Genomic DNA, 20,963 nt, shown 5'->3' with positions numbered 1-20,963 from the left:
ACGGTCTGCGGACCGCCCCGACGCTAGAGTGAGCAAGCCGCATAGGCGGGGCGACGTCCGCTCCTTGCCGCAATCACATCGTTCCGACAGGCGCGCATACGGCAAGTTTCCACCCAACCTAGTCCTCCAACGGCTTCTTCCGCGTGCAGAGCGGCTAAAAGCACGGGTCGCCTCGATTGCGCCATTTCCAGACATTCCCAACGCTTTTCGGGAGCGGACCTTCGCTTATCGTCCGAAACCGACCCCAAGCGGTCATCTGCGGTGCAGGCGATGAACGTCTCAATTGAGCCCATTCCAGACCTTCCGGTGCATGCACAGCAAAGGGCCTTGCGGCGATACAATGCCTCCGACTTCTGCTATGGTGCATTCCTCGGGCATAGGTGATCTTAAAACGCCGTCGTGGATCGCAAGCTTGCTGCCATTCTTGCTGCCGATGTGGTGGGCTACTCCGCGCTGATGGAGCGTGACGGCCAAGCAGGCGGCCGACGCGCGCATGTGGGCCGGGGTCCATTTTCGCTCCGATGTGGTTGCGGGCCAAAAGATCGGTGAGGGTGTGGCCGAGCAGGTCATAGCGTTCGCGGTTCCACCGCCCCAGCGGTGGGCGCGACGCTCGCCTTCGATTGGGGGCTCCTTGGGCTAAGCACTACGGAGCCCTAGGTTCCGTAGTGCTTAGCCCAGAGCTATCGGAAAAAGGTGGCCGAAGCGCACGGGGGAGAGTCGGATTGTCAACCGAGCATGTAGAGCGGCGACTTACGGCCATTCTAGCGGCCGACATCTCCGGCTACAGCCGGCTGATGGGCAACGACGAGGAAGGTACGCTCGCCCAGTTGAAGGCGCATCGGCGTGCTCTGGTCGACCGAAAGATCAACGAACACCGCGGGCGGATTGTCAAGACCACCGGCGATGGGATGCTGATCGAGTTCGCGAGTGTGGTCGAGGCCGTGCGCTGCGCCGTCGAGATCCAGCGCGGCATGGCGGAACGCAATGTCGCGGTGCCGGCAGGACAACGTATCGAGTTCCGCGTCGGCATCAATGTCGGCGACATCATCATCGAGGATGACGACATTTTCGGGGATGGCGTCAACGTGGCGGCTCGCTTGGAGGGGCTCGCGGAGCCTGGCGGCATCTGCGTCTCGGGCCGCGTGCAGGAAGACGTGCAAGGCAAGCTCGACATTGCCTTTGAGGATATCGGCGAACAGAAGCTCAAGAACATCGCTCGGCCAGTGCGCGCCTTTCGCGTGCGGCTCGACGCCACGGCCGCTCCGGCGCCCGCCGGCTGGCGCCGGGGATTGTTCGCCGCTCTGGCTCTGATGATTTTGCTTATTGTAGGCGCGCTGTGGGCCGGTCTTGGCTCTGAGTGGAAATTTCTCAGCATTCTGCGCTCTGGCGATCAATTCACAAAAAGTGCTGAAGTCAGCACGAAACCCGCGATCGCCATTCTCCCGTTCCTGAACCAGAGCGACGATTCGGCTCGTCAGTATTTCGCGGATGGATTGACGCAGGATATCATCAACGCACTGGGTCGGTTCTCCGCGCTGACCGTGATGTCGTGGAACGCTGTCTTCCCCTACAAGGGAAAGCCCGCAAGCCCGGAGGAGATCGGCCGCGGTCTCGCCGTCAGCTATCTGGTCGAAGGCAGCGTCCGCCAGACCGGCGACCGCGTGCGGGTCATCGCGCAACTCGTCGACACAAGGCAGGGACGGGTGATTTGGTCTGCACGCTTCGAGGAGGCGCTGGCGGACGTGTTCGCGCTGCAGGACAACATTGTCACTCGCATCGTCAGAGTCCTGGCGATTCGCGTGACCCAGATCGAACAAAATCGGGTGTTCGCGAAGCCAACCGAAAATCTCGCAGCCTATGATTACGTGCTGCGCGCCAGGCCGGCATTGCAGAGCCCGACGCATGCAAACAATGTGGAGGCGCGCGCCCTGCTCAGACGCGCCATCGAGCTTGACCCGAACTACGCTGCTGCATATGCGGCACTTGCCGAAACCTATCACATTGCCAGCTCGATGGGCTGGGCGGAATCGCCAACCGCCTTCCTGAGCCGTGCCGAGGAACTGGCAATCAAGGCGCTGAGCCTTGATGATTCCGACGTGCGCGCGCGCATCACTCTCGGCCACATCCACCTCTTTCGTCAGAGATACAACCAGGCAGAGGTTGAGATCGAGCGCGCCATTGCGATCAATCCGAACGATGCTCACGGCCTCGCCGGGCGCGGCACCATCCTGTTGTGGCTGGGACAGACGGATGCGGCGATCGAGGCCTTGGAGCAGGCGCAGCGTATCGACCCCGATCTCAATGCGATCGATCGCTTTGCGCTGAGCCTGGCCTACTATCTGAAACGGCGTTACGACGCGGCGATCGAACAGGCGGAACTTAGTCTTCGAACAACCGCAGGCGCGAACTTCAGCCGTATCCTGCTGGCGGCCGCCTATGCACAAGTCGATCGAGCGGAGGACGCCGCGCGTGTCGTGACGATGATACGCCGCATCGACCCAACCTTCGACCCGCAGGAGTTCGGAACCAAGTTTCTAAGCTCTGGCGATCTCGAACATCTGCGCGACGGATTCCGCAAGGCCCGCCTCTACCCCGTCACAGGCGACCTGCCACCGGCCGAGAGAATGAACCGCTAATGTCCTTGAAGTAGCGCGCGGTTCTGGTTGGCCTTCGCGATGTTCGCAGCAAGGTCCTGCTGGAAGAGCGCGGGTCCCATCGGGGCCGGTTTGCCGAAAATATAAAGCTTTCCGTCGCTGATCAGCCAGTTCTCCGGGTTGGCCTCGTCGAGCTCGCCCAGGGCCAGCGCCATTGCACAAAAATTTCCGAACTCTGGCGCGTAGCGAACAGGGTTGGCCTTGAAAAGCTCGCGATGCTCGGCGTTCGCGAACAGGTAGCGGTGCTCATCCCATTCGTACTCGATCTCCGGCAGCCCGCGCGTGGGGCTTCCGATGGTGAAATAGGCGACTGGGTCATAACCCTTGATCGCCAGCGGAACCGCTTCCGTGGCAAAAGAGGGCATCGAGGTCGCAAACAGGGCGGCTGTGACCGCCAGAACGAAGCGAATGGCATTTCGCCGAGAGACATTGTGCATGGCGAATTCCCTGATTTGACCGTCCCGGGCCGCTACCAGCCCCGCGGCAAGCGAAACCGTCTGCGCCATTCCGTTCGGGCACTAATTATCGCTCTTGTAGCGCTGGGCCGCAACACGTTTCGCAGGGGAACGGCAACTTGGAAGCCCTGTTGCGTCTCAGGTCCACAAAGCGTCAGAAGATGAAGGCGCGTGGCGCCTGCAACTTTCTGATACGTGGCGAACAAAGTTCCGTTCTACCCTTTGGCCTCGACCGGCGATCGGCAAAGAAGGTTTCGAACGGGTCGAGCAGGTGTCCTCTCCTTCCGCTAGTCAGCTCCGTCCTTTCTCGCCCGCTCGATGAATTTCTCCGCGACCGCTTTACCGAGTGCGGCACCGGCCTTGTTGTCCATCTCATAGTGGATGCCGGCCCAGACGCGCGAATCGCCGGCCTCTTTGCCAACTTTGCGGATGAACTCCGCATGGCCGGGAAACAGGTATGCCAGGACCTCGCATCGGGCAGTCGAGAGCGTGGAGTGGTTCGACGGATAACTGGGATGGGCTGGCACTGCGAACAGGGGAGTGATGCTCGTGTCAAGCATGTTAGGCCGCAGATACCAATAGGCGTACTTCCCGTCGTTGCTTGCAATGTAGGCGTCGTAATAGACCGTTGCGAGCATCGCGTAAGCCCGCGCGGCACGCGGCGGGTTCGTATCCGTCTTGTCCTCGAACATCCACTTGCTGGCATAGTCATACCAGTCGGTGAACAGGCCGGATGGGCTTTGCCAGTAGAACGCTTTGTAGCTGTTAGGGAATTTTCGTTCAGACTGTCGGATTGCATCCATCTCGGCCTTTACGGCCGGGGACTGGCAGTCGGGCGGCGCCGGCGGCCTGAATTCATCGGGTGCAGCCAGCACGATCGGCTTCCAGTTTGGCATGTTTACATTGGCGGGTTTGTTCCCGACCCACATGCACGGCCCGGTCGGAACAGTGCCGCTCCACGCTGCATCGGAGCCATCGGCCTTTGCCCGCGCAATCACCTGCTCTGCGACCCTGCGCCCCAACTCCAGGCCGGCGGAAGAATCGCTTGGGAACTGGACACCGGCAAGGACACGCGACTGTGCCGCTTCTTCGGCCATTGCCTTGAACGACGATGTCTCTTCGGGAAAGAAATAAGAAAGAACGGTCGCGGCAGCTCCGGCGGCTGCGGCATGCTCGGAGGGATAGGAGGGACTCCGCGGCGGCGGCAGCGCAGTCGCCAGTGTCGCATCCGCCTCGCTCGGGCGCGGCCGATTGTAGAAGTACTTCGCGTCCCAGGCAGCAATGGTGGCGTCGTACATCGCCATCGTCAAATAGGAGTAGACGCGGTGCGCATTTGGAATCTGCTGGTTTTCGAGAAGGCGATTGTTGACCAGATCGATCCATCGGTACCCAGGCGAGCCGGCGTCCCAGAAGGTGATTTTGTCGGCGGCAGCCGGATCCTTTTGCGCCAAGAGATCCCGCATCTGTGCCAATTCGGCTGCTGCGGCGGAGGCGTCAGGCGGCGGCGGGACTCGGAAGTCCTCGCCAGACGTGATTACCCACGTCTTCCACGTTCCAGCCTCTGGTTCTATCAAATCCGATTGGGCGAAAGCGCAGTTCCCTGAAAAAAGGATTACTGCGCAGGCCTTGCCGAAACCGCTGAGCATGCGAGCCTCCCATAGGTGCCCCCGCCCAAAGACGGAAGTTTTTCCGTTTTCAAACCTTTATTTTAGCGAAGACTAATTATACTCCGAGACGCTGCCGGGTAAAAGGATAAAGTTAGAGCTCGGCAGCGTTGTGAAAGGGCACGTCCGAAGGCAACTGTTTTCCTGATTTGCACCCACTTCCTACCCTTGCCGATCACATTGACTGGCACTTTGACCAAGGCACAAGTCAGCACCGGGATCGTGTTCACGAAGTCAGCGTTCAAGCTGCAGTAGGGCAAACTGGGATGGGCTGGGAACTTGCGCGGTTACGCTATGCAATCGACTGATAGGTTGGCGGGACAGCGCCCCCCTCTGGCCTGCCGGCTTTCGTCGTTCGGAAAGCCAAGCAATTGGCTTTCCGTCCGCTGCGCGGACCACTCCTCAACCCCCACAAGGGGGGAGATCGGCAGCTTCAGCCTCGGCGCCCCTGCCCGCCTGACTCGACCTTCTGCTCGGCCGCAACAAGCATCTCGACAAACCTGGTCACCTTGGGCGGCCGGAACCTCGCGGCGGGGTAGACTGTGTAGATGCCTCCGGAGGGCAGCCGCCATTCGGGCAGGACCTGGACGAGCCGCCCCGTGGCCAACTCATCCCGCACCAAAAAATCCGGCAGCACCGACAGGCCGGCACCGGCGCGGACGGCCGCCAGCACTGCCGGCGTCGCGTCGATGGCGATCGTTGCCTGCATGCGCACGGTTTGCTCGTCATCGCCGCGCGAAAATTGCCAGAGCAGCGGTTCGCGCAGCGCCATGTTGGCGACGAAGGGCAGCCCGGCCAAGTCTTGCGGTTCGCCGGCCCTGAAGCGCCCGGCGAACTCGGCGCCGCACACCATGAATTGCCCAAATGTGCCGATGCGTCGTGCCTGCAGGCTGGAATCGGCCAGCCAGCCGACGCGGATCGCCACGTCCAATCCCCCGGAAGCCAGGTCGATCGTCTCATCGCCCAGCGTCAGCTCCACCCGGCAGGCGGGGTAGCGCGCGCTGAAGGCGGCGACCACCGGCACCACCGCCGAGGTGCCGTAATCGTTGGACGCGGCGATGCGCAGCGTGCCGGTCGGCTCGGCGGCGGCCTGCGCGAGCTCGTCGAAGGCATCCTCGGCCTGCTGCAGCACCTGCAGGCAGCGGGCATGGAATGTCCGGCCGGCCTCGGTCGGATGGACGCGCCGCGTCGTGCGGATCAGCAGCGTCGTTCCGACATCGCGCTCCAGCCGCGCCACCTGCTGGCTGACGACCGCCTTGGTGATGCCCAGCCGCTCGGCGGCCCGCGTGAACGAGCCGGCGTCGACCACCGCGGCGAAATAGGCCAGCCGGTTCAGGTTCATGCGTGGCTCATGGCTAGTGCGACCTTATTGTCAGGCAATGGCATACATTACGTCTATTTTGTTGGCCTTCAATACGCATTCGGCTTTTGCCATCTTCCTGAGGTCGAGGCTGCGCGGGACATGCGTTCGCCCGAATTTCCGCATTCTCAAGCCCAGGAGACTTCCATGTTCACACGGAGAGCCATCATGAAAACCACCCTCGCCGCCGGCGCTGCCGCCGTCTTCGCTCCCGCCGGGCTTGGCCATGCGGCTGGCGGGCTTTCCTGGAAACATTTTCCGGCCGGCGAAAACGGCTTCTTTCGCGCCCCGGTGCTGATCACCGGCGCCTCCGAGGTGCTGCTGATCGACGGCGGTTTCACCTATTCCGACGGCCGCGCCGTGGCCGAGGCGATCAAGGCGACCGGCAAGACACTCACCACCATCTATGTCAGCCAGTCCGACCCGGACTATTATTTCGGCCTCAAGCCGATCAAGCAGGTTTTTCCGCAGGCACGGGTGATCGCCGCTGCCGAGACGGTGGCCGCCATCAAGGGCAGCGTCGACAAGAAAATCGCGGTCTGGGGGCCGCAGCTCAAGGAGAATGGCCCACAGGCGCTCGCCGATGTTGTCATCCCAGAAGTCTTCGACGGCAAGACGCTCACCGTCGATGGCGAGACCATCGAGATCGTCGACGCCGAAGGCCTTGCCAACCGGCGCTATCTCTCGGTGCCGTCGCTGAATGCGGTGTTCGGCGGGGTGATGATTTTTTCGGGCGTGCATGTCTGGACTGCTGACACGTCGAGCAAGGAACAGCGCGCCGCCTGGCTCGCCAATCTCGAAAAGATTGTTGCCGCCAAGCCTGAAATCGTCGTGCCCGGCCACATGACGCCGCAGGCCGCCACCGACCTTTCGGGCGTCGAGCACACCAAAACCTATCTCATCGCCTTCGAGGAAGAACTGGCCAAGGCCAAGGACGCGGCCGCGCTCAAGGGCGCCATGGAAGCCCGTTTTCCCGGCCTCGGCATGGGCGTCGCGCTCGACATCGGCTCCAAGGTCGCCACCGGCGAGATGAAGTGGGGCTGAGAGCGCCTCGATCTGATCCGGGCGAGCGGCCTCGGCGCCTCATCCTGCAACGCTGGTGATTGGCGAAAGCGCCGATGACGGCCAATCTCCCCCCTTGAGGGGGAGATGCCCGGCAGGGTAGTGGGGGTCGGTTCGACCGGGCGCGCCCCCCTCTCTTGCGACAGTGGAGGTTGGCGCATTACGTGAGACGACCCCCTCTGGCCTGCCGGCCATCTCCCCCTCAAGGGGGGAGATCGGCAGCTTCGGCCCTCCGCGCTCATCTGCCTCACTGGAGGTTGGCGAGGAAGGAGATCCAGATCCAATGCCGCAGATCGCCAACAATGCCGCCGTCCGAAGCAGCGCAAAACTGTTCCTGTGCGGCGACGTGATGCTCGGGCGCGGCATCGACCAAATCCTCGCCAGCCCCGGCGATCCGCACCTTGGCGAGCGCTATGTCAAATCGGCGACGACCTATGTCGAGCTTGCCGAACGCGTCAACGGCCCGATCCCGAGAAAGGTCGACGAGGCGTATGTCTGGGGCGATGCGCTCAGCGAATTGGAGCGTGAAGCGCCCGATGCGCGGATCATCAATCTCGAGACCAGCATCACCACCAGCCTGTCCCTGGCGCCCAAGGGGATCAATTACAAGTTGAACCCGGCAAACATCGGCTGCCTAGCGGCGGCACGGATAGACTGCTGCGTGCTCGCCAACAACCATGTGCTCGACTGGGATGAGCCTGGCCTCGTCGAGACCCTCGAGACGCTTCGACTTGCCGGCCTCGCCTATGCCGGGGCCGGGGTTGACGCGGACGAGGCGGCCGCACCCGCCGTCATCGAACTGGCCGGCGGCGGCCGCGTGCTGGTCTTCGGCTTTGCGCTGGAGTCGAGCGGCGTTCCAGCTTCATGGGCAGCCGGAGCTTATAAGCCAGGCGTCAATTTGCTGGCGGATCTCTCGGCCCGGTCGCTCAAGCAGATCGCCCGCTCCGTGCTGGCCATAAAACAGCCTGGCGACCTCGCGGTGGCCTCGATCCACTGGGGCGGCAACTGGGGCTACCAGGTCCCGGCTGAACAACGCGCGCTTGCCCATGCTCTCATCGATGCCGCAGGTTTCGATGTCGTGCATGGGCACTCCTCCCATCATCCCAAGCCGATCGAAATCCATCACGGCCGGCTGATCCTCTACGGATGCGGCGACTTCCTCACCGACTATGAGGGAATCACCGGCAACGAAACGTTTCGTGGTGAGCTTGCGCTGATGTACCTGCCGCGGCTCGCCGTACCGGGCGGTACGCTTGTTTCGCTCGACCTGGTGCCGTTCCAGCTCGCCAGGTTCCGGCTAAACCGCGCCCTACGTGAAGATGCCGCCTGGCTCGCGGCCATGCTTGAGCGCGAGTGCTCACCTTTCGGCACGCATGTGGCGCTCGGCGACGACCGTCTCGCCGTCCTTTGGTGAAGCGCCTGCCCTAAAGCGCATCGCGTTCGACCGGCTCAAGCGACGTGCTTTAGGTTGTTGTTTTATGCATGTCGTTATCGCAAAACCCTGCACACCCTCGGGTCAGGCCCGAGGACATGCTTTTGCGCGACATGCATTAATTTTCAAGCCTCTCGGGCCGACCCCGGCCAAGCGCACCATCGGCGCGGGCCTGCAAATAGGCGTAGATGTCGTCGATGTAGGGAGCGACATTGGGATCGTCGGCGAAGCCCTTCATCACCGAAGCGCCGCTGCGCACGCCGTCGCGAACATTGCGCCGAAAGACCTCGATGCCGGGCAGCCGGTCGACAAGCGCCGAGGCGAAGGTCGAGCCCATGCCGTCGGGGCCATGGCAGTGATTGCAGCTGCCATGGTAGCGACGAAAACCGTTATAGGTTCGCGCATCGACCTTGTTGCCGACAGCCTCGTAGAACTTGCCAGGGGCCAGCTCAGCCTGCGAAGACGCGGCGAAGCCGGCGGCAACGGTAAAGACAACAACAGCCAGGACGAACCATGGAGACATCGTCTGTCGCCCATGTTGCAGGCTCATCCAGCGCCGCCGCAACGCGCATGCCCCCGGACCACTCGATGTTGGATCACTGATGTTGGATCACTCAACCCTGGATCAGTCGACGGCGAGCTTCGGGGTAGAAACCACGATCCCGTCTATCGGATGCGGGCTGACGACAAGCTTGCCGCCGACACGCGATATGTCGATGATTTGGTCCGACTCGCCCAGTTTGCCCGGCACTGAGACCGCGACCATCTGGTTCTCGGTCAGTGTCGCCACGAAACGCACCGGCAAGCCAGCCTCGCCCTGCGCGATTGTGGTGACCACCCGATAGCCGTCCTCCTGCGGCGTGTAATAGACGACACCAAGGAAGCCGGCGAGATCGATGCTTTCAGCCTTCATGGCTCCAAGCTCGTCGGCATGCGCGGGCATCGCCGCCATGCAAAGTGCTGCAAAAGCAATGTATCTGTACATAATGCTGCTCCATCCCGAATTGTCCGGGACGAACCCGGCTCAAGTTTTCAACAATAGACGGTCGCGCGCCGTGTTAGTCGGCGCACGCAGGCAGAAATTCTGGATTAGTCCCCCCGGCTGCACCACAGTGGCGAAGGCCCGCGAGCCAGGAACGCGCTGAACCCCACTGGTTGTCACAGTTAAGTGTGACCTTATCTTCTGGACGAGAGTATTTCACCGCCCGGGTGCTTGCGCATCCCCTGTTTGGGGGAGATAATCGGAATTTAAGCGATCGCTAAAATTTGGAGAGGCGAGAGCACCTGTGGGAGCGCGCTACTTTCCGCGTCGGACGCGCTGTCGACATGCGGGGGGCCGTCGATGGCCAAGGCATTGTCGCATCATGATCTGTCGAAGCTGATCGGCTCAATCTATGATTGCGCACTCGACCCGGGGCGATGGGAGCAGGCGCTGGCTGGGATCAGGGATGCGCTCGATGCCCAGACTGCGGTTCTGCAGCTTGACGACCTCGCCAATGATCAGCTGCTGATCTACAGGACCGTGGGAATAGAGCCATACTGGCTGGAGCAACAGGCGAAATATATCCCCGAGATCCACGCCCGGCTGCTCGAGGATCTCTCGACATGGCCTTCGCTCGATATGCCGCATGTGGTCTCACGCCATATCCCTCAAACCTACCTGGAGACCTCCCGATATTTTCAGGAGTTCCTGAAGCCGCAAGGCCTGGTCGACGTCATGTCGTTCTTCCTGATCCACACCCCTACCCGCCTTGCCGGCTTCGCCGTTGCTCGGCATAAGCGGCAAGGCATTATCACCGAGCGCGAAATCAAGCTTGGCAGACTGTTGCAGCCGCATGTGCGCCGTTCGGTGATAATCAGCAACATGCTGGACATCGGCACTGTCGAGCGCGCAGGAATGGCCGAGGCACTCGATGCGCTCACATGCGCCGTGGTCCTCACCAATGAACGTGGCGCCGTCCTGCACGCCAACCGCTCGGCCAAGCACATGCTCCGGAGCGGCGGCCCGATCCAGGATGTCCGGGGCATTCTGCAAGCGAAGATCCCGTCGGCTTCCAGGGAACTTCACAGCGCCATCATGCTTGCGGCTCAGGATGAGGTCAGCATCGGCAAGACCGGGCTTGCCGTCCTCCTCAGCGAATCCGGCCTGCCGCCCGTCTTCGCCCGCGTGCTGCCGATGGCCGGCGGCGACCTGCGCGCCGGCATGGAACCCGCGGCGGTAGCCGCGGTGTTCATCGGCAATGCACCGGACGAGCATGACGCCGCCGGAATGCTGGCGAGAGCCTTTGGGCTTACGCTGGCCGAAACCCGCGTGCTCGCCAGCCTTGTCGCCGGGCACACCTTGGCCGAGACCGCCGCCAGCCTTCACATTGCCAACGCGACCGCCAAGACGCATCTCGACAATATCTTCCAGAAGACCGGCGCCTCCCGCCAGGCCGATCTGATGCGCCTCGTCATGCAGATCGTTCCGCCCGCCGGGCAGCCTGGTCCCTGAACCACACTCGTTCACCGCTTTGGATACAGGTATCCAACGCCGCGGATGGTCTTGATCAGTTCCGGCTTGGCAGTCAGTGCGTTTCAAATGTTCAGCGCTTGCGCTTGTTTCGATGAGGCAACCGAGCGTCAGACTTTCCGCGCCACGCCCCCAACCTGCTTGGGGCGCTTGCTCGTGTCGACCTTGACCCGCGCCTCCACCGCCTTCTCGATCTCCCGCTTCAGCTCGTCCTTGATATCAGCCGTTTCGGCCATCAAGGCGTCGATCTTCATGAAATCGAGCACGCGGTATTTCGACACCGCCGGCCTGACCAATATGTCCGGCTGGCATTGCCTCAGCTTGGCGGCGATGATCGACTGCATCATCAATTGCGTGGCGCCGAACATCAGGTCGACGGAGGTCGGGTATTTGCGCCCGCCTTTGGCCGGCGCGCCGACGACGTCGACGGCGATGATGATGTCGGCGTCGTCCTCGATCAGGTCGAACGGCACCGGATTGTAGATGCCGCCGTCGATCAGCAGCCTGCCGTCGCGCATCACCGGGCGGAATACCGCGGGAATAGCCGCAGAGGCGGCAAGCGCTGAATGCAGGTCGCCGTCGCGCAGCACGGCGAGCTTATGGCCGAAGAAATCCGTTGCCGTCACCTTCAACGGTATTTTCAGCTCGGCGAAGCTTTCGGGTATGGCGTCGGGCATGAATGCCTTGAGGATGCGCTCGACATTGAACTGGGTGACACCCAGCCCGCCCTGCAGCGCCTCGGCAAAGGTGCCTGGCCGCGCCCGCCACATGCGCGCCGCCACCTCAGCGCGGCGGCCGAGGATCGAGCGCATGTAGTGGTGAATGTCGCTGCCGGCCATGCCCGAAGCCATGCCGGCGCCCATGATGGCGCCGATTGATGAGCCTGATATCGCGACCGGCCTTATACCCAGCTCGTCCAGCACCTCGATGACATGGATATGCGCCATCCCGCGCGCGCCGCCGCCGCCGAAGGCGATGCCGAAGCTCGGGCTCATCCCCTGCCCCTCATTTGGCCCTGCCCCCCATTTGGGCTCATTCCTCCTTGGCCTCGCCGTGCTTCGGCCCGACGACCATGACGGCCGGCTCGGCGGAAAGCAGCTTTTTCGCCGCCGCCTTGACCTGATCCAGCGTCACCGCGTTGATGAGGGGGGCGCGGCGCTGCATATAGTCGCTGCCGAGCTTGTCGAGCTGCAGCTCGAGCAGCGTCGCGGCGATGGCGCCGGAGGAATTCAGATTGTTGATGGCGTAGGCGCCGATCAAGTATTTCTTGGTCGCCGCCAGTTCCGCTTCGGTCGGCCCTTCCTGGGCCATGCGCTTCACCACCTCGCGCACGACAGCCAAAGTCTCGGCCGCCCGGTCCGCGCGGGTCGCCGTGGTGATGGCCAGGGCGTTGGCGTGCTGGTGGTCGACCAGGTCGGAACTGACGCTGTAGGCAAGACCGCGTTTTTCACGCACCTCTTCGAACAGCCGCGAGGTGAAGGCGCTGCCGCCGAGGATCTCGTTCATCAGAACCGCGGCGAAGAAATCCGGCGCACTCCGCTCGACGCCGGGATAGGCGAGTTGCAGCGACGTCTGGGGCTGGTCGTAATTGACCTCGAGCTGCTGGTTGAGTTTCGGATCGACATCGGCGACCGCGCTAAGCGCCTGATGTTGCGGCAGGCCGCCGAAGACCAGATCGAGCTTTTTCTTCAACGTCTCGGCATCGATGGCGCCGACCACCGCCACATGCAGGCCATCACGAGCAAAATTCGCCTTGTGAAAGGCGATGAGATCGTCCGGCGCGATGGTGGCGATGCTTTGCCTGGTGCCCTCTTCGGGCCGCGCATAGGGATGGGCGCCGTATAGTGCCTCCAGCCATTTGCGCTGGGCGAGCGTGTCCGGGTCAAGCTCGTTGGCGATGATGCCGGACAGCACTTGCGCGCGAATGCGGTCGATTGGCGCCTGGTCGAAACGCGGCTCTGTGACCGCCAGCCGCAACAGGTCGAACGCCGCGTCGCGCTGCTCGGCAAGCATGCGCATCGAGCCATAGATGCCGTCGCGCGCCGCTTCGAAGCTCATCTCGGCGCCGACGTCGTCGAGCTTGATCTGGAAGGCCTCGCTGTCGAGATTGCCGGCGCCCTCGTCGAACAGGCCGCTCATCAGATTGGCAAGGCCCACCTTTCCAGCGGGATCCTGCGTCGTGCCGCCGTCGAAGGCAAAGCGGATGGCGACGAGCGGTACGGAATAGTCCTCCACCAGCCAGGCGGTGATGCCCTTTGACGACGTCACCTCCTGGATGCTCATGGCCGCACGAGCGGAAAGCGCCGGCAGGACGAGGAAGACGAGGGAGAGGAGCAGGGTAACCAATTGGGTGGCAACGCGCTTCAGCGCAATCGCTTCGGATAAAGGGTAGCTTCCGACTGATCTTCGAGACGAATAGCTGTCGGAGTCAGCGCCGCCCCTCATCGCCCTGCCGGGCACTTCTCCCCGTATAGTGACGGGGAGAAGGGGCTGGCCGCAATGCCCGCGCCCTTCTTCCGAACGCTGGTGATTGGCGAAACCGTCGATGACAGCGCCCCTCTCCCCGTCACTATACCTATCGGATTCATACATCGAGCGTGGCTCCGTACTTGATGGCGTGGAACTCTGCGAGGCCGATGCGCATGACCTTGGGGCCTGGCTTGCCGTAGTAGCCGGTCCAGCCGCCGAGGCGAGCGATGACCCAGGCTGCGAAGGCCAGAGATCCTTTGGGATGGGGATTGCGTTGTCGCTCGGTCTTGCCTTCAAGCTTGGCAGAGACGGCTTCGAGAATGGGACGGTCGTCGGGATCGAAAGCATCGCTGAGCCTCTGATCGGTGTTGCCGTCGCGGGCCTGCACGAGTTGCTTGATGGTGACGGCGGCGATCGTGGCCGCGGCGGCGAAGTTGATCATGGCAGGCGGGTCGCCGATGTCGGCCGCCTCGATGTCGAAGCCTGCTGTCTTGAGGGTGCGGAAGAATTCCTCGATGACCCAGCGCGAGCGGTAAAGGTCGACGACACGGCGTGTCTGGGCCAGGGTGGCGACACTGTGGGTGGTCAGCAAGCGCCAATGCACCGGTTCGCTGCCGTCTTTCGGCTTCGACACCTCGCGAACATCGACCAGTGTCAAACCGACCGTCTTGGGCAACGCCGGATCGGCTCCGTTGAGTGGGCGCCGCACCGTCACCGGTGCAAAGCGCACCGCCAGTTTGGCATCTCGTGCGCGCCGTCCGGGGGCGGCAGGAATGGTCACATCAAAGCGGCTTTGTTCGGGTCGAGCGTCGATGAAGGCGAACAGCAAGCCTGGCTCTTCTTGCGCGGTCTCGATGCGCCGGTTCTGGCAGGCCCGCACGATCAGGTCGACATTGTGCGGGCGTTCGGCGAAGAGTTCATAAAAGTCGCTCTCGCGATCCGACACCATGGTGATGCTGGCCGCCCCTTCCAGAACCGCGCCGGCCTGCTTGGTGGCATCGATCCAGCGCTGCGATTCCTTGTTGATCGTCGCCCGCTGGCGCCGCGGCGCCAGTTCTTCTGCGTCGCGGTTCCAGACCCGCATAGAGACCAGGCCCAGCAGCGCTCCCGTGCCGGCCTCTACCGCCAGCATAGGGTGCAGCATCAGACCTGCTGTATTGCCATTGCCGACGGGACCGTAGCCTGCCCGCGCCCGCCGAGAACCCAGCGCCAATTCCGAGCTGTCTTGCACGGCAACGACATGGCGACCAACCGCGCGCCGCCCGGTCTGTTCGCCGGCATGCCGCGACATCTCCGCAGCGCTCACCGAGCGGTTGCGCAGAAATCGCGTGAACTGCATCTCGCCCGCCCGACTGCCGCCAAGCCGGCGGATACACGATCCAGGCCGCGCAACCAGCGCGGCATGCAAGCAGGCCCCCCTTTTTCCAGGCGGCGATCGCCAAATCGCCCCAGCCCGTACTCGATGCCGGTCATCCAAACCTCCTTCGTCTTTCCGACCGAAATAGAATCGAGCTTCGCCGCAAAGCGCAACCGAGATGTGTGAATGCGATAGGTCACTATACGGGGAGAGGATGCCGGCAGGCAGGTGAGGGGCAGCGCAAACGCTCAAGCTCTTCATCGATCAATTCCCTGCCTGTGTCTGCGGCAAGAGATAGCCTGATGTCGAATGGTTGAGATTGAGATAGCGCGCCGCAACCTGCCTGACTTCGTCGGCGGTGACCTTGCGGATGCGGCCCGGCCATTCCTCGACATCCCTGACGTTGCCGCCGGTGGCGAGCGTCGCGCCGTAGATGTTGGCCATCGAATCCTGCTTGTCGCGGGCAAAGATCATCGAGCGGACGAAACGATCCTTGGCCTTCTCCAGCTCGCCCGATGTGACGCCCTCGCTGGCGATGCGGGCGACCTCGGCCTCGACCGCCGCCTGGACATCGGCCAGCTTGGCGTCGCCGCGCGGCGCGCCATAGACGGTGAAGTTGGTGGCATCGAGCATGGTGCCCTGGAAAAAGGCGCCGGCCTCGGCGGCAATGCCTTGCTTGACGACAAGCTGCTGGTACAGCCGGCTGCGGCTGCCGCCGCCGAGGATCTCTGCCAGCAGGTCCAGCGCTTCCGCTTCGCCCGGCTTCGCAGTGTGATAGGAGGGAACCACCCATTGCGTCGAAAAATTCGGCACGCTGACACGCGCGTCAGCGTGCGTCACCGTGCGCCTGGTGTTCTGTTCGGGTTCGACCGGACGGATGCGCGGCGGCAGGTCTGGACCACGCGCGACCTTGCCATAGGTCTTTTCGGCCAGCGCCTTGACCACCTGCGGCTCGACATCGCCGGCCACCACCAGCACGGCGTTGTTGGGCGTATAATATTTGTCGTAGAAAGCCTTGGCGTCGGCGCGGTTCAGCTTTTCCATCTCCTGCATCCAGCCGATCACCGGAATGCGATAGGGTTGGTTCTGCCAGAGCGTGGCGTCGACCTCCTCGCCGAGCACTGCCTGCGGATTGCTGTCGATGCGCGAGCGGCGTTCCTCGACGATGACGTCGCGCTCGGTGGCGATGACGTCGTCGTTGAGGATGAGGTTGCGCATGCGATCGGCCTCGAAATCCATCATCTGCTCGAGCGCCTGCGGCACCACCGTCTCGTAAAAGGCGGTGTAGTCATAGGAGGTGAAAGCGTTGTTCGAACCGCCGATGGCGGAGACGGCGCGGTCGAACGCGCCGGCCGCATGGTTGGTCGTCGCCTTGAACATCAGATGCTCGAAGAAATGGGCGATGCCGGACTTGCCCGGCGGCTCATCCGCGCTGCCGATCTTGTACCACACCATATGAGTGACGATCGGCGCGCGGCGATCGGGGATGACAACGACCTCCATGCCGTTGTCGAGCAGGAAACTCGTCACCTTGCCGTCGTCCGGCTTGTTGTCGGCCAGAACCGGCCCGGTCATCACAAGAGCCAGCGCAAAAAGCGTACCGCGCAGCCAATCAGCCTGAGATGTCATCAACGACTCCGGTTGTCATGGGGTGGGACGATAGGCGGGGGTGTTGCCACAGGCAAATTGATTTGTTCGTCATTTTGAAGGCGCTGCGCCAACCTTCTCCCCTTGTGGGCCCCCTTGTGGGAGAAGGTGGATCGGCGCGCAGCGCCGAGACGGATGAGGGGTGCTGGACGGAGTGCGGCATGAAAACTTTAACGATTTCAACATGTTAAAATCTAAACGTAGCGTTCCCTGGAACACCCCTCATCCGACCGAGCTTCGCTCGGCCACCTTCTCCCACAAGGGGAGAAGGGAAGACGGCGCTCATCCAACCTCGATAAAGCGGATAACCGTCTCGCCATAGCTGCGCTCGTCGACAACCGAAAAGCTCGGCCCTGCCTCGAACGGCGCCGCAGCCGCCTCCTCGACGACGCAGAGCGCGCCGGGGACGAGCCAGCCGCCGGCCTTGGCCGAGCGCAAGGCACGCTCACCCAGGCCCTTGCCATAGGGCGGGTCGGCGAACACCAGGCCGAACGCGGCCATCGTGCCCGCCTCGCCCAGAGCCGTAGCGTCGCGACGGAATATCTTGGTACGCCCGGTGAGGCCGAAGGCCTCGACATTGGTGCGGATCAGGCCGCGCCCTTCCGCCGATTCTTCGATGAAGACGCCATAAGATGCGCCGCGCGACAGCGCCTCGAGGCCGAACGCGCCGGTGCCGGCGAACAGGTCGAGCACCCGCGCGCCGACCAGCCTGTCGGGGAAACGATGCGCCAGCACGTTGAAGACAGCCTCGCGGGTGCGGTCGGTGGTCGGGCGGATGGCGCTTGAGCGGGGCGTCGCCAGCGGACGCCCGCGAAACTCACCGCCGACGATCCGCATTGCCTCCCCTGGATCCCTTGGGGCCGCTGCGCGGCCGGTCGCCGCCTTTGCCGCCATCATTTGGGCGTTCGCCACGCGGCTTGCCGAACGGCTTTGCGCCTCCGGGTTTTCCCCCTCCATGGGCGGGCTTGCCATAAGACGGCTTGAACGAGGCCTTGCGTTCCTTGGCTTCGGCCGCCCTGGCGGCATCGGCGTCCGCCCTGCCCTTGCCGATCGGCCGCGCGCCGGGCGCCATCCAGACATTGGCCTTGCGCTGGCCCGGCGGCTCGATCGGGCGCTGCTCGCGTTCGGACTTTTTCCCGCCGCCCGGTTTGCCGCCGAAGCCGCCCGGCCCGCTGCGTTCAGATTTGGGGCCGCGATCGGCAAAGCTCTTTTCCGTCCCGAAGCTTCTGCCGGGACTTGTCGACAGCTTGCCCAGCGCCTCGTCGCGGCTGCCTTCGCGGCGCTTGCGGTTCTTGATCAATCCGCCTTCGCCGATCGGACGGCGTTCGCCGTCGCGGGTGAATTTCGGACGCTCAGGTTCCTCTTCACGCGCCGCTTCGCGCCGCACTGGCCTGTTGGAAAACGGCTTGGTGATGTCAGCGTCGAAATTGGCGCCGGACTCCTCGACCAGGCGTTCGCCGAGTTGGTCGCGCAGCACCCGGCCCTTGATCTCCAGCACATGGCCCTCGGGCAGGTCGTCGAGCTGGAACGGTCCGTAGGAAATGCGGATCAGTCGCGTCACGTCAAGGCCGAGCGAGCCCAGTATGTTCCTGACCTCGCGGTTCTTGCCTTCGCGCAGGCCGAGCGTCAACCAGGCGTTGGTGCCTTGCTCGCGGTCAAGCGTCGCCTCGATGGCGCCATAGAAGACGCCGTCGACGGCGATGCCTTCGCGCAAGCCGGCGAGCGCACTTTCCTCGACCTTGCCGTGGACGCGCACGCGGTAGCGCCTGAGCCAGCCGGTCGCCGGCAGTTCGAGCACGCGCGCCAGCCCGCCGTCATTGGTGAGCAGCAGCAGGCCTTCGGTGTTGATATCGAGCCGGCCGATGGTCATCAGCCGCGGCAGGTCGGCCGGCAGCACGTCGAAGACGGTCTTGCGGCCCTCGGGATCACGATTGGTGGTGACGACGCCGGCCGGCTTGTGGAATAGGAACAGCCGGGTGCGCTCGATCGGCGGGATCTCCATGCCGTCGAGATGGATGATGTCGCCAGGCATCACATTGAAGGCCGGCGAGGACAGCACCCTTCCATTGACCTTGACGCGGCCGGCCGCGATCAGCTCCTCGGCATCGCGACGCGAGGCAAGACCGGCGCGGGCCAGCCGCTTGGCAATGCGCTCACCAGCCTCTTCCGTCGCTTCGGCGGGACGCGGGCGCGGTTTGACGCCGCCCGATGCCCCTTGGGGCCGATCACCGGCAAAATCGCGCTTGGGCCGATCGCCGAAGTCGCGTTTTGGGCGATCGCTGAAGTCTCCCTTGGGACGGTCGAAGCGCCTTTTGCTGCGCTCGCCTTCGGCAGCCGCCGGCCGGTCGCCGCGCGGCGCGTATGGCTTGCGCGGCCCCTCGCGCTTTTCATAAGGCTTGCCTTCCGGACGCGGCCCCTTGCTGAACGGCCGGTCGCCACTGTTAAAGTCGCGCTTCGGCCGCTCGCCGTCAGCCGCCATTGGCCGGTCGCCGCGCGGCGCGTACGGTTTTCGCGGCCCTTCGCGCTTCTCGTAAGGCTTGCCTTCCGGACGCGGCCCCTTGCTGAACGGCCGGTCGCCAGCCTTGAAATCGCGCTTCGGCCGCTCGCTGTCAGCCGCCAGCGGGCGGTCGCCACGCGGGGCGTATGGCTTGCGCGGCCCCTCGCGCTTCTCGTAAGGCTTGCCTTCAGGGCGCGGCCCCTTGCTGAACGGCCGGTCGCCGCTTTTGAAGTCGCGCTTCGGCCGCTCGCCGTCAGCTGCCGGCGGGCGGTCGCCGCGCGGCGCGTAAGGTTTTTTCGCGCCGAAGGACGGCTTGCCGCTCTTGCCGGCAGCGACATCGCGACCACGCGGGCCCGATGGTTTCGAGCCGTTCTTGCCCGGACCCTTTTGGCGCGGGAATTTCTTGTTTTTGTCGTCCATGTAGCTTTGCTCGTTTGCACTACAGCGCCGCGCGTCCGTACGGACGCGCAAAGGACGCTGTAGGACTTTGATTTGGTGCATGATCCCTTCTGAAAACCGATTCCGGTTTTCGGGATCATGCGCTAGATAACAGGATCACGCCGGAGTAGCGAGGAGATAATCGGAATGGAAACCGCTTGAAGCGGCCGGATTTCATGGCGCTGGCACTGAAGGAGGCCGAAGCCGCCGCCCTGCGCGGCGAAGTGCCGGTCGGCGCGGTCATCGCCAGCGGCGATACGGTCGTTGCCAGTGCCGGCAACCGCACCCGCGAGCTTGCCGACCCTACCGCCCATGCCGAGATGCTGGCGATCCGCGAAGCCTGCCGCAAGCTGTCGAGCGAGCGGCTCACCGGCCACGATCTCTATGTGACGCTGGAGCCCTGCGCCATGTGCGCCGGCGCCATTTCCTTCGCCAGGCTGCGCCGGCTTTATTTCGGCGCCGCCGACGAGAAGGGCGGCGCTGTGGTCAACGGCGTGCGCTTCTTCGCCTCACCGACCTGCCACCATGCACCGGACATCTATCCAGGCATGGCCGAGAGCGACGCAGCCCTGCTGCTGAAGGATTTTTTCAGGGAGCGACGCGAACCCTAACGTCGCAGGATTTCTTAGCGCCGGCAGCTTACCACGGCAGCCAGTCGAACATGCCGCCGCTCTTGTTCTTGGCGGCCGCTTCCCGCTTGAGGCGGCGTGCTTTCTTGTACTCGTCCTCGCCGAGGTCATCGACCGGCGCGGTGGCGGAAGCGGCGCGATACTGCACCGGCGGCTCGCTCAGATATCGGCGGGTGTTCGGGTCGCCCTGCTTTTGTTCGGCAAGGCGGCGCTTGACTTCGGCGGCGCGGCCCTTGTCCGAATCCGCCGGCTTCCAGGCCGGCGGATGACTGGAACCCGAGTCCTTCATCGCAGACTTGATCGCGACCGGATCCGTCTGGATGTCATCGACGATCTGCGCCTGGTAGGACGGATCGTCCTGGTTGAGCGTGGCCTCGGCGCGCAGGCGAGCGCGGCGCTGCTCGGGCGATTCCGGCCAATCGGCGCTTGCCGTGGCGCTGTCCTGCGGCGGCGGCAGTTGCTTCTGTCCCGGCGCCGGCTTCACCAGTTCGGGGCGCGGCTTGTAGTCGATCCGTTGCTTGTTCTTCGGCATGACTGAAAAAGCGCTGGTGAGATCGCCGGCAAGCTGGGCGGAGGCGGTCTTGTCGGTCCCGTAGGTCGGCGAGCCCATACAGCCGGACAGGGCCAAGCCGGATACGACAAGCGGCGCCAGCAGCGCAACGCGCGCGCAAGTTCTTTCGGTCATGCCAAAAAGTCCCACTCTAGACAGCCTCTCGATCGCCGCCGGCCAAAGGTCCGGTCCCCATCGCCTATGCTCTTCCGACGGAAATCCGGCGACAATTTGTCG

17 protein-coding genes and 1 pseudogene are annotated in these 20,963 nt (G+C 63.6%); 6 read left to right on the top strand and 12 right to left on the bottom strand.

Annotation, left to right across the window (positions count from 1 at the left end):
* Positions 1-794: 794 nt before the first annotated feature.
* Together AC0L2C_RS20230 and AC0L2C_RS20225 are read left to right on the top strand one after the other, a co-directional pair.
* Positions 795-1,148, top strand: a pseudogene (locus AC0L2C_RS20230) (adenylate/guanylate cyclase domain-containing protein); the annotation flags it as partial.
* 90 nt (positions 1,149-1,238) lie between these two features.
* Entirely contained in the window at positions 1,239-2,636 is a 1,398-nt protein-coding gene (locus AC0L2C_RS20225; protein WP_473524247.1) for an adenylate/guanylate cyclase domain-containing protein, read from the top strand.
* Here AC0L2C_RS20225 and AC0L2C_RS20220 read toward each other — a convergent pair.
* The 3 genes from AC0L2C_RS20220 to AC0L2C_RS20210 form a co-directional block, all read right to left on the bottom strand.
* Positions 2,633-3,160 carry a YHS domain-containing (seleno)protein gene (locus AC0L2C_RS20220; protein ID WP_473524240.1) on the bottom strand — a complete coding sequence of 176 codons (528 nt, stop codon included), beginning with the start codon at positions 3,158-3,160 and terminating at the stop codon, positions 2,633-2,635. The two genes, AC0L2C_RS20225 and AC0L2C_RS20220, sit on opposite strands and share 4 nt — an antisense overlap.
* A 236-nt stretch (positions 3,161-3,396) precedes the next feature.
* Positions 3,397-4,755, bottom strand: coding sequence for a phosphatase PAP2 family protein (locus AC0L2C_RS20215; RefSeq protein WP_473524239.1), 1,359 nt, complete (start codon positions 4,753-4,755; stop codon positions 3,397-3,399).
* Positions 4,756-5,206: 451 nt separating this feature from the next.
* Positions 5,207-6,115 carry a LysR family transcriptional regulator gene (locus AC0L2C_RS20210; RefSeq protein ID WP_473524238.1) on the bottom strand — a complete coding sequence of 303 codons (909 nt, stop codon included), beginning with the start codon at positions 6,113-6,115 and terminating at the stop codon, positions 5,207-5,209.
* A gap of 165 nt (positions 6,116-6,280) precedes the next feature.
* On the opposite strand from AC0L2C_RS20210, the gene AC0L2C_RS20205 reads away from it, so the two are divergent.
* Together AC0L2C_RS20205 and AC0L2C_RS20200 are read left to right on the top strand one after the other, a co-directional pair.
* Entirely contained in the window at positions 6,281-7,177 is an 897-nt protein-coding gene (locus tag AC0L2C_RS20205) for an MBL fold metallo-hydrolase (protein WP_473524237.1), read from the top strand.
* Positions 7,178-7,478: 301 nt separating this feature from the next.
* Positions 7,479-8,609, top strand: coding sequence for a CapA family protein (locus tag AC0L2C_RS20200; protein WP_473524236.1), 1,131 nt, complete (start codon positions 7,479-7,481; stop codon positions 8,607-8,609).
* A 136-nt stretch (positions 8,610-8,745) separates the two neighbouring features.
* Here the strand turns inward: AC0L2C_RS20200 and AC0L2C_RS20195 are convergent, their stop codons facing one another.
* Entirely contained in the window at positions 8,746-9,177 is a 432-nt protein-coding gene (locus tag AC0L2C_RS20195; protein ID WP_236473203.1) for a c-type cytochrome, read from the bottom strand.
* Between the two features lie 75 nt (positions 9,178-9,252).
* A complete protein-coding gene (locus AC0L2C_RS20190) occupies positions 9,253-9,612 on the bottom strand; it encodes a hypothetical protein (RefSeq protein ID WP_091590730.1) in 360 nt (119 codons plus the stop codon).
* Positions 9,613-9,969: 357 nt separating this feature from the next.
* Here AC0L2C_RS20190 and AC0L2C_RS20185 point away from each other — a divergent pair, with 357 nt between their 5' ends.
* Positions 9,970-11,121 (top strand): helix-turn-helix transcriptional regulator, encoded by a 1,152-nt coding sequence (locus tag AC0L2C_RS20185; RefSeq protein ID WP_091590728.1) that lies wholly within the window; start codon positions 9,970-9,972, stop codon positions 11,119-11,121.
* 128 nt (positions 11,122-11,249) lie between these two features.
* Here the strand turns inward: AC0L2C_RS20185 and AC0L2C_RS20180 are convergent, their stop codons facing one another.
* The 6 genes from AC0L2C_RS20180 to AC0L2C_RS20155 form a co-directional block, all read right to left on the bottom strand.
* The gene (locus tag AC0L2C_RS20180) at positions 11,250-12,134 is read right to left on the bottom strand and encodes a patatin-like phospholipase family protein (RefSeq protein ID WP_473524235.1); all 885 of its coding nucleotides are present in this window, start codon (positions 12,132-12,134) and stop codon (positions 11,250-11,252) included.
* 37 nt (positions 12,135-12,171) lie between these two features.
* The gene (locus tag AC0L2C_RS20175) at positions 12,172-13,485 is read right to left on the bottom strand and encodes a M16 family metallopeptidase (RefSeq protein ID WP_473524234.1); all 1,314 of its coding nucleotides are present in this window, start codon (positions 13,483-13,485) and stop codon (positions 12,172-12,174) included.
* Between the two features lie 238 nt (positions 13,486-13,723).
* Positions 13,724-14,947 carry an IS4 family transposase gene (locus tag AC0L2C_RS20170; protein WP_473524233.1) on the bottom strand — a complete coding sequence of 408 codons (1,224 nt, stop codon included), beginning with the start codon at positions 14,945-14,947 and terminating at the stop codon, positions 13,724-13,726.
* A gap of 282 nt (positions 14,948-15,229) precedes the next feature.
* Positions 15,230-16,594, bottom strand: coding sequence for a M16 family metallopeptidase (locus AC0L2C_RS20165; RefSeq protein ID WP_473524232.1), 1,365 nt, complete (start codon positions 16,592-16,594; stop codon positions 15,230-15,232).
* A gap of 300 nt (positions 16,595-16,894) precedes the next feature.
* A complete protein-coding gene (gene rsmD / locus AC0L2C_RS20160) occupies positions 16,895-17,449 on the bottom strand; it encodes a 16S rRNA (guanine(966)-N(2))-methyltransferase RsmD (protein WP_473524231.1) in 555 nt (184 codons plus the stop codon).
* Complete coding sequence (locus tag AC0L2C_RS20155) at positions 17,430-19,529, bottom strand: pseudouridine synthase (protein ID WP_473524230.1); 2,100 nt, start codon at positions 19,527-19,529, stop codon at positions 17,430-17,432. The genes rsmD and AC0L2C_RS20155 overlap by 20 nt, the downstream gene beginning before the upstream one ends.
* A 176-nt stretch (positions 19,530-19,705) precedes the next feature.
* On the opposite strand from AC0L2C_RS20155, the gene AC0L2C_RS20150 reads away from it, so the two are divergent.
* Positions 19,706-20,158 carry a nucleoside deaminase gene (locus AC0L2C_RS20150; protein ID WP_091590719.1) on the top strand — a complete coding sequence of 151 codons (453 nt, stop codon included), beginning with the start codon at positions 19,706-19,708 and terminating at the stop codon, positions 20,156-20,158.
* Positions 20,159-20,186: 28 nt separating this feature from the next.
* Here AC0L2C_RS20150 and AC0L2C_RS20145 read toward each other — a convergent pair whose 3' ends face one another.
* Positions 20,187-20,861 carry a hypothetical protein gene (locus tag AC0L2C_RS20145; protein ID WP_091590895.1) on the bottom strand — a complete coding sequence of 225 codons (675 nt, stop codon included), beginning with the start codon at positions 20,859-20,861 and terminating at the stop codon, positions 20,187-20,189.
* Between the last annotated feature and the right edge of the window lie 102 nt (positions 20,862-20,963).

The organism is Mesorhizobium sp. WSM4845 (assembly GCF_055811455.1).
The sequence above is the reverse complement of the archived record's forward strand: the minus strand, read 5'-3'. Positions and strand labels throughout refer to the sequence as shown.